This window comes from Streptomyces cacaoi (genome assembly GCF_006539165.1).
Classification (GTDB): domain Bacteria; phylum Actinomycetota; class Actinomycetes; order Streptomycetales; family Streptomycetaceae; genus Streptomyces; species Streptomyces cacaoi.
The window spans coordinates 1-14,186 of sequence record NZ_BJMM01000028.1; the positions used below are offsets into that span (position 1 = coordinate 1).

12 protein-coding genes are annotated in these 14,186 nt (G+C 70.8%); 10 read left to right on the forward strand and 2 right to left on the reverse strand.

What is annotated here, in order from left to right:
- Together SCA03_RS23100 and SCA03_RS23105 are read left to right on the forward strand one after the other, a co-directional pair.
- A partial coding sequence (locus SCA03_RS23100; RefSeq protein WP_141275629.1) for an oligopeptide/dipeptide ABC transporter ATP-binding protein occupies positions 1–409 on the forward strand: 409 nt, incomplete at its 5' end.
- On the forward strand, positions 399–1,541 hold the full coding sequence (locus SCA03_RS23105) for an ABC transporter ATP-binding protein (protein ID WP_030892246.1): 1,143 nt from the start codon (positions 399–401) through the stop codon (positions 1,539–1,541). The genes SCA03_RS23100 and SCA03_RS23105, both read left to right, overlap by 11 nt.
- A gap of 116 nt (positions 1,542–1,657) precedes the next feature.
- On the opposite strand, the gene SCA03_RS23110 is transcribed toward SCA03_RS23105, so the two are convergent.
- Entirely contained in the window at positions 1,658–2,671 is a 1,014-nt protein-coding gene (locus SCA03_RS23110) for a hypothetical protein (protein WP_086814520.1), read from the reverse strand.
- Between the two features lie 608 nt (positions 2,672–3,279).
- Here SCA03_RS23110 and SCA03_RS23115 point away from each other — a divergent pair.
- The 5 genes from SCA03_RS23115 to SCA03_RS23135 all read left to right on the forward strand — a co-directional run bounded on the left by SCA03_RS23115 (position 3,280) and on the right by SCA03_RS23135 (position 9,664).
- Positions 3,280–4,320, forward strand: coding sequence for an ABC transporter permease (locus SCA03_RS23115; RefSeq protein ID WP_086814519.1), 1,041 nt, complete (start codon positions 3,280–3,282; stop codon positions 4,318–4,320).
- Positions 4,321–4,433: 113 nt separating this feature from the next.
- Complete coding sequence (locus tag SCA03_RS23120) at positions 4,434–6,227, forward strand: ABC transporter substrate-binding protein (protein WP_030883449.1); 1,794 nt, start codon at positions 4,434–4,436, stop codon at positions 6,225–6,227.
- A 131-nt stretch (positions 6,228–6,358) separates the two neighbouring features.
- Entirely contained in the window at positions 6,359–7,336 is a 978-nt protein-coding gene (locus tag SCA03_RS23125; RefSeq protein WP_030883447.1) for an ABC transporter permease, read from the forward strand.
- Positions 7,337–7,347: 11 nt separating this feature from the next.
- Positions 7,348–8,421 (forward strand): ABC transporter ATP-binding protein, encoded by a 1,074-nt coding sequence (locus tag SCA03_RS23130; protein ID WP_086814518.1) that lies wholly within the window; start codon positions 7,348–7,350, stop codon positions 8,419–8,421.
- Positions 8,422–8,440: 19 nt separating this feature from the next.
- Positions 8,441–9,664: an ABC transporter ATP-binding protein gene (locus SCA03_RS23135; RefSeq protein ID WP_086814517.1), complete on the forward strand. Its 1,224-nt coding sequence runs from the start codon at positions 8,441–8,443 to the stop codon at positions 9,662–9,664.
- Positions 9,665–9,688: 24 nt separating this feature from the next.
- Here SCA03_RS23135 and SCA03_RS23140 read toward each other — a convergent pair whose 3' ends face one another.
- Positions 9,689–11,941, reverse strand: a complete 2,253-nt coding sequence (locus tag SCA03_RS23140; protein WP_086814516.1) for a S9 family peptidase — start codon at positions 11,939–11,941, stop codon at positions 9,689–9,691.
- Between the two features lie 435 nt (positions 11,942–12,376).
- Here SCA03_RS23140 and SCA03_RS23150 point away from each other — a divergent pair, with 435 nt between their 5' ends.
- The 3 genes from SCA03_RS23150 to SCA03_RS23160 all read left to right on the forward strand — a co-directional run bounded on the left by SCA03_RS23150 (position 12,377) and on the right by SCA03_RS23160 (position 14,167).
- A complete protein-coding gene (locus SCA03_RS23150; protein WP_030883441.1) occupies positions 12,377–12,571 on the forward strand; it encodes a DUF2304 family protein in 195 nt (64 codons plus the stop codon).
- A gap of 100 nt (positions 12,572–12,671) precedes the next feature.
- Positions 12,672–13,676: an N-acetyl-1-D-myo-inositol-2-amino-2-deoxy-alpha-D-glucopyranoside deacetylase gene (gene mshB, locus SCA03_RS23155; RefSeq protein WP_141275630.1), complete on the forward strand. Its 1,005-nt coding sequence runs from the start codon at positions 12,672–12,674 to the stop codon at positions 13,674–13,676.
- Entirely contained in the window at positions 13,673–14,167 is a 495-nt protein-coding gene (locus SCA03_RS23160) for a DUF6113 family protein (RefSeq protein WP_223123992.1), read from the forward strand. Before mshB ends, SCA03_RS23160 begins: the two co-directional genes overlap by 4 nt.
- Positions 14,168–14,186: the final 19 nt, after the last annotated feature.

The window sequence follows — 14,186 nt, forward strand, 5'->3', positions numbered from 1 at the left end:
ACAGGTGATGGAGCTGCTCGCCGATCTCCAGCGCGAGTACACGATGGGGCTGGTGCTCATCACGCACGATCTCGGCGTGGTGGCCGACGTCGCCGACAGGATCGCGGTGATGTACGCGGGCCGGATCGTGGAGACGGCCCCGGTCAAGCAGCTGTACGCGGCGCCCGCCCACCCGTACACCCGGGGGCTGCTGGACTCCATCCCGCGGGTGGACCAGAAGGGGCACGAACTCGACGCCATCAAGGGGCTGCCGCCCAGCCTGCTGGCCATCCCGCCGGGCTGCGCCTTCCATCCGCGCTGCCCCATGGCGCGGCCGGTGTGCCGCAAGGACGAGCCGCCGCTGTACACCGTCAGCGAGGAGCGGGCCAGCGCGTGCCACTTCTGGAAGGAGATGTTCGATGCACGCTGACCACTCGGGACGCCGGGAGGCCCGGGAGGAGGGGCAGGCCGCCGAGCATCTGATGGCCCGGGCGCACGCGGAGACCTCGTATGCGGCGGGGGAGCCGATCCTCCAGGTCCGGGATCTGGTGAAGCACTTTCCGCTCACCCAGGGCATCGTCTTCAAACGGCAGGTCGGCGCGGTCAAGGCGGTCGACGGGGTCTCCTTCGATCTGCACCGGGGCGAGACGCTGGGCCTGGTGGGGGAGTCGGGCTGCGGCAAGTCGACCGTCGCCAAGCTGATCACGCACCTGGAGGAGCCCACGGCCGGGACCCTCCGGTACAAGGGCGAGGACATCACCCGCCTCTCCGGCCGGGCGCTGAAGGCCGTGCGCCGCAACATCCAGATGGTGTTCCAGGACCCGTACACGTCGCTGAACCCGCGGATGACGGTCGGCGACATCGTGGGGGAGCCGTTCGACATCCATCCGGACGTGGCGCCGAAGGGCGACCGGCGGCGCCGGGTGCAGGAGCTGCTGGACGTGGTCGGGCTGAACCCGGAGTACATCAACCGGTATCCGCACCAGTTCTCCGGCGGTCAGCGCCAGCGCATCGGGATCGCCCGGGGGCTGGCCCTGCGGCCGGAGATCATCGTGGCCGACGAGCCGGTCTCCGCGCTGGACGTCTCCGTCCAGGCCCAGGTGATCAATCTGATGGAGCGGCTCCAGGACGAGTTCGAGCTGAGCTATGTCTTCATCGCGCACGATCTGTCCGTTGTCCGGCACATCTCCGACCGGGTCGGCGTGATGTACCTGGGCAAGATCGTGGAGATCGGCAGCGAGGAACAGATCTACGAGCACCCCACGCACCCGTACACGCAGGCGCTGCTGTCCGCCGTCCCGGTGCCCGATCCGGAGGCGGAGCAGGAACGCGAGCGGATCGTGCTGGAGGGCGATGTGCCCTCGCCGGCCAACCCGCCCTCCGGCTGCCACTTCCGCACCCGCTGCTGGAAGGCCCAGCACCGCTGCGTCGTGGAGGAACCGCTGCTGGCGGTGCCGGAGAACTTCGCCGACTCGCGCCCCGGCGAGGCCGTCCACCACCCCTCGGCCTGCCACTTCGCCGCCGAGCGTGCCGCCGTGGTGCCGCCGGGCGTCAGCGGCTGATCCCCGGCGGGCCGCTGCTGTCTCCGGCGGTCTAGTCGGCTCCGGCTGTCCCGCCCCTGCCCTTGCCGGCCCCGTCTGCCGTCGCTGCCCCGTCCGCTCGCCTCCCCGGGCCGGTGCTACCGGGCCGGGGGCGCCCCCTGGGGCACGCCGCCGGAGTGGAGGCGGGGCAGCGCACGCGGTGCCTGCCGCTCGCCGCGGGCCAGCGCCAGCAGCACACCGAGCCCGACGACGATCTCGAACAGGCCGGTCAGCAGCCGCAGTTGGCCCTCCATGCCGAGGCTGCCGAAGTTCTCCCACAGCTTCATCTTCACCGCGTACGCCGTGGAGAAGACACCGAAGGCGGCCACGGGCGCCGCCGTGATCAGGCCGAGGGGGCGGGAGAACGCCGCGGAGGAGAGGGCGCCGACCGCGACGACCAGCGCGAGCACGACGGCGGTCCAGGTCGCCCAGCCCGAGGGCACGTCCAGCAGCCCCACGATGGAGCGCTCACCGGTGAGCAGGTTCCGGTAGCGCTCCCAGCCGGCCTGCTGGGCGTCCCGGATCTCCCAGGCGGCCATGACCACCGCGCCGGCGCCCAGCAGCAGAAAGGCCGCGACGGCCCCGCCGCGGGTGGGCCCGGCCGGCGGCTCCTCGGGCTCCGTCCGGGCCGCCGGGCCCCAGCCCGGGGGCGGGGGCGTCTCCAGCACCCCGGTGCGGCGGCCGGCGACGGCGGTGACGACGAGGACGACGCCGGCCACCACGGTGCCGATGGTGGTGAACAGCGCCTTGCTCAGCAGCCCGTCCGGCACGCCCTGGATCCAGTCGGCGTTGAGGTTCCACAGCCCGGGCGCGCGCAGCACCACGGTGAGCAGGCCGGTGCCGGTGAGGATCCCGGCGGCCGAGGAGGAGCGGACGACGGTCGTCGCGGCGACGGCGTAGAGCAGCAGCAGCGTCGGCTCCATGTACGAGGTCGTCCACACGCCGTCCTCGGAGCGGGCGAGCCGGCCGGTCCAGTTCCACCAGACGTCGGTGACGGCCTCGGCCGTGGCGAAGTCGCGGATGATCCAGCCCAGGCTGACCAGCGCGAGGGCGGTGATCAGCGCTGCTCCGAAGACGCGCGCACCGCGCGCGAGTGTGCTGTCCTGGCCCATGGCCTGAAGGTCCCCCCGTGGGTGCCGTGTCGCGGTCCGTTCGCTCCGTGACGCGTGTGCACGACGGTGCGTGCTGTTCAGGTCGATCACGCGTGCGGTTCAGGTCTACGCGTGATCGTCGCCGTCCAGCAAGCCGTCCGCTTCGAGAGTGACGAACCTGCGACCGTGCGCGTCATCGTTGCACGGTTTCCACCCGCCGCCCATGGGACCGGCACGTTCCGGTATGCGGCGCGCGGAGCACCCGGGCGGGCCGGGTGGCCGCCCCGCGCTCGGCGGAAGCCGCGGGTGGTGAACCGCCGGCGGGGCCGCCGGGCCGTACGCACTTCAGGGCGCCGGCTTCGGATATCGGGCGGCCTTCCGCCCAAGTCGCCCGGGTGGGGCGGCAGTTGGTGCTGCTTTGTGGTGCTGTGCGGCCTCGCCGGGCGAGGTGTCAAGCACGTGTGCACCTCGATCTGCGCAATCTTCGCTCAAGAAAGCGCACGGCCCGGCCGAGTGCTCCGACCACCTCTTGACTCGGCCGTAAAGCGCTTGCCAAAGTCCGCTCATCCCTGCCCGCATCGCCCAACGATTCGGGCTCCGGCGATACGTGAGCGCGGGAGCACAAAGCGATGACGAGTACTTCCCCGGCCGCGGTGCCGGGGGCCGGAAGCCCCGGCCCCGAGAAATCCGATCCGAGTTTCGCGCCACCGGTGAAGGACCCCCAGAAGGAACTCGTGGGGCGCTCTCCGGGACGGCTGATGTGGGTGCGTTTCAAGCGCGACCGCACCGGGGTCGTATCGGCCTGCATCGTGCTCGCGTTCTTTCTGATTGCCGCGCTGGCGCCGGTGATCTCCTGGCTGTACGGCAAGGATCCGTACACCCGGTACGGGGAGATCCGCCCCGGCCTGCTCAACGAGAACAAGTACCCGATCAAACCCAACGGCGGTATCGACGGCGAATTCTGGTTCGGGCTGGAACCCGGGCTCGGCCGCGATGTGTTCACACAGCTCGTCTACGGGATCCGCACCTCGCTCTCGCTCGCGGTCGCCATCACCCTGCTGTCGGTGCTCACCGCGATCGTCATCGGCGTGGCCGGGGGCTACTTCGGCGGCCGGACGGACTATCTGCTGGGCCGGCTGACCGACCTCATGATGTCCTTCCCGAACCAGCTGTTCTTCATCGCGTTCACGCCCGTGGTGATGGCCCTGTTCGTGAACCCGCAGGACGAGATGCCCACCTGGATGCGGGCCTGTGTGCTCGTCTACGTCATGTGGCTGCTGGGCTGGATGACGCTGGCCCGGCTGCTGCGCGGCCAGACGCTCTCGCTGCGCGAGCGGGAGTTCGTCGAGGCGGCCAAGGTGGCGGGCACGCCCCCGGCCCGGATCATCCGCAAGGAGCTGCTGCCCAACCTGGTCACACCGATCCTGGTGCAGGCCACCTACATGCTGCCGAACAACGTCACCGCCATCGCGGGGCTGTCCTTCCTCGGCGTCGGCATGCTCGAACCCACCCCGGACTGGGGGCGGATGTTCGCCAAGGGCGCCGAGGTCTACCAAAGCGACCTCACCTACATGTTCTTCCCGGGCGGCGCGATGGTGATCTTCATCCTCGCCTTCAACCTGCTCGGCGACTCGGTCAGGGACGCCTTCGATCCGAAGACGGGCCGCTGAGCACCACCGACCGCGCGGCGGGGTGCGGCCGGGCTCCGCGGGGCCGCGGCGCATCCCCCGTACCGCATCAGTCAGGCAGCTACGGACAACCGACAGGCAGGTGCACCATCACCATGAGCGCAGTGAGCACACGCACGGCGAGGTCCGCTCTCGCGGCTCTCGCCGCCGGCGTCCTGTTCCTCACCGGATGCAGCAGCGGTGGCGGCGGTGACGAACAGAGCGAGACCGAGGCGAAGAAGCAGGGCAAGGACATCTCCTACAGCTTCGCCGACGCGGCGGCCTCCAAGGGCCCGGCGCCCGAGGTGGAGGGCGCACGCGAGGGCGGCACGATCAAGATGCTCCAGCGGGACACGTTCTCCCACCTCGACCCCGCGCAGATATATGTCAGCGACGAGATCTCGCTGTCCACGCTGATACACCGCCGGCTGACCAACTACAAGAGGAACAAGGACGGTTCGTACTCGGTCGTCGGCGATCTGGCCACCGACAGCGGCAAGAAGTCGGACGGCGGGAAGACCTGGACGTACAAGCTGAAGGACGGGATCCGGTTCGAGGACGGATCCGAGATCACCTCCAAGGACATCCGGCACACCATCGAGCGGACCTTCGCCCCGTTCATCACCGAGGGGCCCACCTTCCTCCAGGAGTGGATGACCGGTAAGGGCGGCACCGAGGCCCGCAAGTCGCTGCCCGACGGGCCGTACAAGGGCGACCATCTGCCGGACAGCATGCTGGAGACACCGGACGACAAGACGATCGTCTTCCACTTCAAGCAGCCGCAGGCCGAGGTGCCCTACGCGCTGGCGATGTCCGGCTACGGCGTGGTCTCCGCGAAGAAGGACACCAAGGAGAAGTACGACAAGAAGCCGCTGTGCTCCGGCCCGTACAAGATCGCCTCGTTCAAGTCCGGCAAGAGCATGAAGCTGGTGCGCAACACCGAGTGGGACCCGAAGACGGACGCGCAGCGCCACCAGTACCCGGACGCCTTCGACGTCCAGTTCGGCGTCTCCTTCGAGGACTCCACGAAGCGGCTGATCTCCGACTCGGGTGAGAACCGGACGGCGACGTCGTTCACCAACAGCGTGGACGCCTCCAGCATGCAGAAGGTCCGCAGCAATCCGGAGGTCGAGAAGCGCTCGGTCAGCGGCTACCAGAGCTATGTGGGCTACATGGCCATCAACACCGACCGGATCACGGACAAGCGGGTCCGTCAGGCCATCGCCTACGCGCTGCCGGCCGACTCGCTCGTCGGCGCGTTCGGCGGCACCGGGGCGGCGGAAATGGCGGGCAACTACATCAGCCCGACGCTGGTGGGGCACAAGCCGACCGACCCGTTCGGGAAGATCAAGAACCCGCAGGGCGATGTGAAGAAGGCCAAGAAGCTGCTGAAGGCGTCCGGAAAGAGCGGGATGAAGCTCACCTTCGCCTACCAGAACGCCCCGGAATGGCAGCAGTTCTCGGTCGCGGCCACCCAGAACCTGAAGAAGGCCGGCTTCGACGTCCAGAAGAAGGACATCATCGCGGACACCTATTACGACCAGATCGGCAAGATCAAGAACGGCTTCGACATCTACCACCACTCCTGGGGTGCCGACTGGCCGAGCGCCTCGACGGTCGTGCCGAATCTCTTCGACGGCCGGCAGGTGCAGGACGGCGCCGCCAACTACGCGCATCTGAAGAACGAGAAGTTCCAGCAGGAGATGGACCGGATCAGGAAGATCACCGATCCGGACAAGGCCGCCGCGGAGTGGATGAAGCTCGCGGACAGGATTCTCAAGGCGGAGGTCCCCGCCGTGCCGCTCCAGTACTACAAGACCATCCAGCTGCACGGCTCGAAGATCGGCGGGGCCTACTTCGACGAATCCCTGCACGACCTCATGCCGACCTCGCTGTACGTGAAGAAGTAGCGAGGGTCTCCAGGACCTCCGGCACGTCCCGGACGGCTCCGGCGCCGCCTTGGCACCCGCGCACGCCGGAGCCGCCCGGCCCCTCCGCTCCCCGTCCTCCTCCGCTGTCGCACGAGAGCTGCGTATCGGTCATGCTGCGATTCCTTCTCCGCAGGTCACTCGGCGCCCTGGTGATCCTGCTGGTCATCAGCGCCGTCACCTTCTTCCTCTTCTACGCCGTCCCACGGGACCCGGCGATGCTGGCCTGCGGCAAGAACTGCACGCCGGACGCGCTCGCGGTCATCCGCAAGAACATGGGCATCGACGAGCCGGTACCGGTCCAGTACTGGCACTTCATGGTCGGCATCTTCGCCGGACGCGACTTCGCCCAGGGCGCCTGCCCCGCACCGTGCTTCGGCTACTCGTTCGCCACCCAGGACCCGGTGTGGCAGACCATCCTCGACCGGTTCCCCACCACCGTCTCGCTCACCCTCGGCGGCGCCGTCGTCTTCCTCGTCGTGGGGCTGGGCGCCGGCATGATCGCGGCCTGGAAGCGGGGCACGGTCGTCGACAAGGTCTTCAGCTCCGCCTCGCTCGTGCTCTCCTCGATGCAGATCTATTTCGTCGGCCCGCTCGTCCTCGCGCTCGTCGTCTACCAACTGGACCTGCTCGACCAGCCCAAGTACGTGCCGCTCACCGAGGATCCGGCCGGCTGGTTCCTGGGCCTGCTGATCCCCTGGCTCGTGGTGCAGATCATCTTCACCGCCAACTACACCCGGCTGTCCCGCTCCTCGCTGATCGAACAGCTCCAGGAGGACCATGTGCGCACGGCCCGGGCCAAGGGCATGTCGGGCCGGTTCGTGTTCTTCCGCTACGCCTGGCGCGGCTCGCTCATCCCGATCGTCACCATCTTCGGCGTCGACCTCGGCTCGCTGTTCGGCGGCGCCATGATCACCGAGTGGACGTTCTCGCTGCCGGGGCTCGGCACGCTCGCCGTGGACTCGGTACGCAACACCGATCTGCCCATGGTGATGGGCGTGATGCTCTTCGCGGCCACGTTCATCATCCTCTTCAACATCCTCGTGGACGCCGCCTACGCGTTCATCGATCCGCGCGTACGCCTGTCCTAGGAGCCCTGCGCATGACCACCCTGACCACGGAAGCGGACGCCCCGGGCCCGGACCGGCCGGGCGACGGTGACGCCTTTCTCTCGGTGCGCGATCTGTATGTGCACTTCGCCACCGAGGACGGCACCGTCAAGGCCGTCGACGGGCTGTCCTTCGATGTCGCACGCGGGCGCACCCTCGGCATCGTCGGCGAATCCGGCTCCGGCAAATCCGTCACCAACCTCGCCGTGCTCGGGCTGCACAACCCGCGCTCCACCGAGGTGGCGGGCGAGATCCTGCTGGACGGGCAGCAGTTGATCGGCGCGCGGGAGAAGACGCTGGAGACGCTGCGCGGCAACAAGATGGCGATGATCTTCCAGGATCCGCTGACCGCGCTGTCGCCGTACTACACGGTGGGCCGGCAGATCGCCGAGCCCTTCCGCAAGCACACGGGGGCCTCCAAGCGCGAGGCGCGCCTGCGTGCGATCGAGATGCTCGACAAGGTCGGCATCCCCCACCCGCAGTCCCGGGTCGACGACTATCCGCACCAGTTCTCCGGCGGCATGCGCCAGCGCGCCATGATCGCCATGGCGCTGGTGTGCGACCCGGACCTGCTGATCGCGGACGAGCCGACCACCGCGCTCGACGTCACCGTCCAGGCCCAGATCCTCGACCTGCTCAAGGACCTCCAGCAGGAGTTCGGCTCCGCGATCGTCTTCATCACCCACGACCTCGGCGTCATCGCGGACATCGCCGACGACATCCTCGTGATGTACAGCGGGCGGGCCGTCGAACGCGGCGCGGTTCGCGAGGTGCTGCGCGCGCCCCAGCACCCCTACACCTGGGGGCTGTTGACGTCCATGCCGCGGCTGACCGGCGATGTCGGCGAGGAGCTGTCGCCGATCCACGGCACCCCGCCCAGCCTGCTCGCCCCGCCGCCCGGCTGCCCCTTCCATCCGCGCTGCGCCTTCACCGACGAGGTCGCCGGCGACCGCTCCTGCCACCGGGACCGCCCCGCACCGCCCGCCGGCCGGGGTGCCGCCTGCCATCTGACGGCCGAGCAGAAACACACCTTCTTCACCGAGCAGATCAAGCCCAGGCTCAGCTAGGACAGGGAGACAGACACCGATGAGCGAGGACCCCACCCTGGCGGAGCGGCACACAGCGGAAGCGGCGGCAGCGGCACAGGCGCCGGGAACAGCGCGGACGGCTGGGACCGGGGCGCCGCGCGACGCGGTGCCCGGCCGGGACGGTGAGCCGCTGCTGCGGGCCGAGAACCTCGGCAAGCACTTCCCGATCATGGGCGGCTTCCCGTTCAAACGGAAGGTCGGCGAGGTGCAGGCGGTCTCCGGCATCGACCTGGCGGTGCACCACGGCGAGAGCTTCGGCCTCGTCGGCGAGTCCGGCTGCGGCAAGTCGACGACGGGCCGGCTGCTGACCCGGCTGCTGGAGCCCTCCGCCGGCCGCATCACCTACGCCGGGCGGGACATCACACACGCCACCCGCAAACAGCTGGCGCCCATCCGCTCCGAGATCCAGATGATCTTCCAGGACCCCTACTCGTCGCTCAACCCGCGGCAGACGGTCGGCACGATCATCGGCGGTCCCATGGAGGTCAACGGCATCGCCCCGCCCGGCGGCCGGGAGAAGCGCATCAGGGAACTCCTGGAGACCGTCGGCCTCAACCCCGAGCACTACAACCGGTTTCCGCACGAGTTCTCCGGAGGCCAGCGCCAGCGCATCGGCGTCGCCCGCGCGCTGGCGCTGGAGCCCCGGCTGATCGTCGCGGACGAGCCCGTCTCCGCGCTGGACGTCTCCATCCAGGCCCAGGTGGTCAACCTCCTCCAGCACGTGCAGCGGGAGTTGGGCATCGCCTTCGTCTTCATCGCCCACGACCTCGCGGTCGTCCGCCACTTCTCCGAGCGGGTGGCCGTGATGTACCTCGGCAAGATCGTCGAGACCGGCGACCGCCGGGACATCTACGAGCGCCCCCGGCACCCCTACACCCATGCCCTGCTGTCCGCCGTCCCCGAGGCCGTGCTGCGGGACGACGACGAGGAGGGGGCAGCGGAGACCGAGAAGGGCGCGGCGGGCCGCGGGGCCAAGGAGCGCATCCGGCTCGCCGGGGACGTCCCCTCACCCATCGACCCGCCCTCCGGCTGCCGCTTCCGCACCCGCTGCTGGAAGGCCCGGGACAGGTGCGCCACCCAGGAGCCGCCCCTGGTCCGCATCCCTGGCAGCTCCGAAGGCCATCTGACGGCCTGCCACTACCCGGAGGAGCCCACCCTCTCCGCCGCGGCCCGCAAGGAGGACATCGTCCTCGACACCTCGCTGCGCGGCGCCACGAGGTGAAGCCCGCACACCCCGGCGAGCACCTCAGCTCACTCCCAACCCCCGCTTCAGGAAGCCCACTTGGAGCAGCAGGAGATTCTCCGCGACCTGTGCGTCGTTCGCCATGTGGGTGATCCCGGACAGCGGCAGCACCTCGTGTGCCCGCCCCGCGGCCAACAGCGCGGAGGACAGCCGCAGGGAGTGCGCGACGACCACGTTGTCGTCGGCCAGCCCGTGGATCAGCATCAACGGCCGCTGCTCGAAGGAGGGTTCGACGCCGGAGAGCCCCGCGTCGGTCAGCAGCGAGGTGCGCGCGTACACCTCGGGGTCGTCCTGCGGCGTCCCGCAGTACCGCTCGGTGTAGTGCGTGTCGTACAGCCGCCAGTCGGTGACGGGCGCCCCCGCGACGGCGGCGTGGAAGACATCGGGCCGGCGCAGCACGGCCAGCGCCGCGAGGTAACCGCCGTAGGACCAGCCGCGGATGCCGACCCGGGTCAGATCGAGCGGGAACTCGCCGGCCAGCGAGTGGAGCGCGGCCACCTGGTCGTCCAGGGTGACCTCGGCGATCCGCCGGTGGACGGCCTTCTCCCAGCCGGGGCTGTACCCTGGTGTGCCCCGGCCGTCGGCGGTGACGACGGCGAAGCCCTGGTCGGCGAACCACTGGGCTTCCAGATGTGCGTTGTGCGCGGCGACGACCCGCTGCCCGTGCGGCCCGCCGTACGGGTCCATCAGCACCGGAAGCGGACCGTCCGACTCCTGGTACCCGTGCGGCAGCACCACGGCGGCCGGGATACGGCGGTCCCCGGTGTGCAGCAGCCGGGGCGCGGTGGTGAGCACCGGCGTCTCGGCGTACGAGGCGATCACCCCGGCGGGCTCCCAGGAACCGCCGCCCGCCGGGCACTTCAGCACCGTGACGGTCGCACCCGGCCGCTCCGGCGTCGCCCGGCTGAGGACGAGCGTGCTGCCACCGCGCACCGCCGAGGCGATGTGCGCCCCCGGCTCGGCGGCGATCCGCTCCGGCTCGCCGCCGGTCAGCGGCACCCGGTGGACGCCGATGTCACCGGGGGTGCGGCGGCCGTCCGCCTCGCCCTCCGAGGCGGAGAAGAGGATGTCCTCCGGGCCGATGTCGAGCACCGCGCGCACATGCAGCCGCGCCGAGGTGAGCTGCCGTGCGCCCGCCATGAGCACACGTGCGCCCGCCTGTTCGGCGTCCTCGGCCCCGTCACCGGCGTCCTCGGAACCCGTGCGGTCCACGATGCGGACGAGGCTTCCGTCGGGCGCCCAGGCCGGGACTCCGCCGAAGAGTTCCAGCCAGATTCGATCTTCTTCCTCCTGTGTGACGGTCGTCGCACCCGTCTCGGTGTCAACTGTCAGATAACGGGCCCTGCGCTGGTCCCTGGACTGCACCAGCAGCAGCGGCGGCCCGTCAGCCGACCAGTGCACCCGGGCCAGATAGGGGAAACGCTCCCGGTCCCACTCGACCGGGGTGCGGGCGCCGTCGGCGAGATCCACCAGGTGCAGCGTCACCTCGGCGTTCGGAGTGCCCGCCGCCGGGTAGGCGACCCGGGCGGGCTCCGCCTCCGGCCGCGCCGGGTCCGCGATGCACCAGCGGTCGACGGGCGCGTCGTCCACCCGCGCGACCAGCAGCCGGTCGGAGTCCGGCGACCACCAGTGGCCGCGGTGCCGGGACATCTCCTCGGCCGCGATGAACTCCGCGAGCCCCCAGGTGACGGTGGGCGCCTCGGGCGCCGCGAGGCAGCGGTCGGTGCCCGCCTCCCCGCTGTGCTGCCCGGCTTCCCCGGCCTCCCCGACTGCTCCGGCGTCTCCCGACACCGCCACCACCCGCAGTTCGCCGCCGGCGACGTAGGCGATGTGGCGTCCGTCGGGGGAGGGGCGCGGGTCCACCACCGGGGTGGGCGTGGGCAGTTCGCGCGCGGTGCCGGCGCGCAGTTCCACGGCGAACAGACGGCCCGAAAGAGCGAAAGCGGCCAACTCCACGGAACTGTCCGTGGCATATCCGACCACCCCCGCGGTGCCCTCACGGCTCCGCTCGCGCCGGGCCCGCTCCTCGGGCGACAGCTCCTCGGCGGCCCCCTCCAGCAGGACGGCCGGATCGGCCACCGGCCGCTCGGTGCCGTCGTCCAGGTCCTTCACCCACAGGAGATGTGCCAGGTCGGTGCCGTGGCGCGAGCGGAGGAACGCGACGCGTGAGCCGTCCGGGGAGACGGTGAACGAGCGCGGCGCCCCGAGTGTGAACCGGTGGGTACGCGCACGCTGTTGCGGGAAAGTCGAAGCCATGCGGCCGACCGTACTTCGCCGGCCCGGGCCGGCGCCCGGGCCCCGGCCGCTGTGCTGCCCCGGAGCCGGGCGTCACGCAAGAGGGCCACAGGTGGCTGGAACTGCATATGCGCCCCTCCTCTGCACCTGTGCACCGACCCGTGCGGTCGCACGGATAATTATGATCCGTTGCGCATGGCGGGGGCTGGGTATGAAGCCGGTGGCCCCCTCCTGCGGAGCCGAGCCGTCATGTCCCTGTCGTCCGTGTCGTCCCAGTCGTCGTTGCCGTCCCTGTCGTTCCTGCCGTGGTTGTCGCCGATGTCGTCGTTGTACTACCTGCGCTGTTGCTCGTCCGGGCTCGCTGCTGTACGTCTTGGTTCGTCGTAGTTCCGAGCGGTTCCTGTTGTCCGCATGACCGATCCTGTCCCGACCGCGCGTACTTGGAGGTGAACCGCCGTGGCACTCTCGATTTCGGCGGTGGTGCTGCTGGCGATCATCGTCATCCTGCTGGTCAGGAAATCCGGGCTGAAGGCAGGCCATGCGCTGATCTGCATGCTGCTGGGGTTCTACCTCGCCAGTTCGTCCATCGCTCCCACGATCAGCGAGGTGACCTCGAACGTCGCGGGGATGATCGGCGACCTCAAGTTCTGACGGCGCCGCTCGTGGGGCCGCTCGTGGGCCGCTCGTGGGCCACGGTCCCCGCAGTGCCGGGCGTTCCGCCGGGGGTCGTGCGACATCGTAGGCTCGGGGCATGAGCGCAGTGCCCCCCGCGGATCCCGCCCGCCCCACGTCTTCGGCGGCCTCGCCGGACACGGTGCCGGGCACCTCGCCCGGTGCGGCGGCTTCCGGCCGTCGCCTGCTGCTGGTGCACGCGCACCCCGACGACGAGTCGATCACCACGGGCGCCACCATGGCCAAGTACGCGGCCGAGGGGGCCCATGTCACCCTCGTCACCTGCACCCTGGGTGAGGAGGGCGAGGTCATCCCGGCCGCTCTCGCGCACCTCGCGCCCGACCGGGACGATGCGCTCGGCCCCCACCGGATCGGTGAACTGGCCGACGCCATGCGGGAGCTGGGTGTGACCGACCACCGCTTCCTCGGCGGCCCGGGCCGCTACCGCGACTCCGGCATGATGGGCGCCCCGCAGAACGACCGCCCCGGCTGCTTCTGGCAGGCCGACGTGGACGAGGCCGCCGGGCTGCTGGCCGGGATCGTCCGCGAGGTGCGCCCCCAGGTCCTCGTCACCTACGACCCCGACGGCGGCTACGGCCACCCCGACCACATCCAGGCCCACCGGGTGGCCATGCGCGCCGTCGAACACGCCCGGGAGCCCGGCCCCGGCGGTGCGGCGCACCACGTCGAGCGCGTCTACTGGAACTGTGTGCCGCGCCCCGTGCTGGAGGAGGGCTTCGCACAGCTGCGTGCTGCCGCCGCCGACGGGGAGGTCTTCCCGTTCCCCGGCTTCACCGGCGACACCGGGTTCGCCGCGCCCGACGACGTGCCGGGGGTCGTCGAGAGCCTCGCCGACGTCGATGTCACGGTGCACGCCGAGGAGTACACCCGGGCCAAGGCGGCGGCCATGGCGGCGCACGCCACCCAGGTGTCCGTGCGCACCGGCCCCGGCGGCACGTTCTTCGCCCTCTCCAACGGTCTCGGCCAGCCCCTGAGCGGCATCGAGTACTTCCGCAGAGCGGACGGCGCCCGCACGGGCACCGGCGGCGGGCTGACGGATCTGTTCGCGGGGGTGGCGGCATGAGCGCGGCACAGGCGCAGCCCGGCGGCGGCGACCGGCCGGAACGCGGCGGCCCGCGCCGCGTCGGCGGCACCGGGGCGCCGTCGGGCGCGCCCGCGGGGCAGCCGGCGGGACGCACGGTCTTCCCGGCCGCGCGGAGCCTCCGGTTCCTGGTCTATGCCGGCCTCGCCGTGCTGGGCGTGCTGACCGGTGCGGCCGGCGCGCTGTTCCAGGCCGCCTGGTTCCCGCTCGGGCTGCTGCTCGGGCTGGCCGCCGCCGTCGGCCTGTTCCACGGCGGCGCCACGCTGTGCCGGACGAAGGCCGGGGCCGGGGTGCCGGGCGCGGCCTGGACGCTCACGGTGCTGGCGATGACGACCACGCGGCCGGAGGGCGACTTCGTGTTCGCCGCCGGAATCGCCTCGTACATCTATCTGTTCGGCGGGATCCTGGCGGCTGTGATGTGTACCACGCTCGCGCTGCCCGCGCCGCCCGTGGCGGCGGACCGGCGTCGCTGAACAGGCGTCCCGCGCAAGC

What these genes read in the sequence shown, in the direction of transcription:
- SCA03_RS23105 (WP_030892246.1), top strand. Translation starts at nt 399, where the DNA reads ATGCACGCTGACCACTCGGGACGCCGGGAGGCCCGGGAGGAGGGGCAG.
- SCA03_RS23110 (WP_086814520.1), bottom strand. Translation starts at nt 2,671, where the DNA reads ATGGGCCAGGACAGCACACTCGCGCGCGGTGCGCGCGTCTTCGGAGCA.
- SCA03_RS23115 (WP_086814519.1), top strand. Translation starts at nt 3,280, where the DNA reads ATGACGAGTACTTCCCCGGCCGCGGTGCCGGGGGCCGGAAGCCCCGGC.
- SCA03_RS23120 (WP_030883449.1), top strand. Translation starts at nt 4,434, where the DNA reads ATGAGCGCAGTGAGCACACGCACGGCGAGGTCCGCTCTCGCGGCTCTC.
- SCA03_RS23125 (WP_030883447.1), top strand. Translation starts at nt 6,359, where the DNA reads ATGCTGCGATTCCTTCTCCGCAGGTCACTCGGCGCCCTGGTGATCCTG.
- SCA03_RS23130 (WP_086814518.1), top strand. Translation starts at nt 7,348, where the DNA reads ATGACCACCCTGACCACGGAAGCGGACGCCCCGGGCCCGGACCGGCCG.
- SCA03_RS23135 (WP_086814517.1), top strand. Translation starts at nt 8,441, where the DNA reads ATGAGCGAGGACCCCACCCTGGCGGAGCGGCACACAGCGGAAGCGGCG.
- SCA03_RS23140 (WP_086814516.1), bottom strand. Translation starts at nt 11,941, where the DNA reads ATGGCTTCGACTTTCCCGCAACAGCGTGCGCGTACCCACCGGTTCACA.
- mshB (WP_141275630.1), top strand. Translation starts at nt 12,672, where the DNA reads ATGAGCGCAGTGCCCCCCGCGGATCCCGCCCGCCCCACGTCTTCGGCG.
- SCA03_RS23160 (WP_223123992.1), top strand. Translation starts at nt 13,673, where the DNA reads ATGAGCGCGGCACAGGCGCAGCCCGGCGGCGGCGACCGGCCGGAACGC.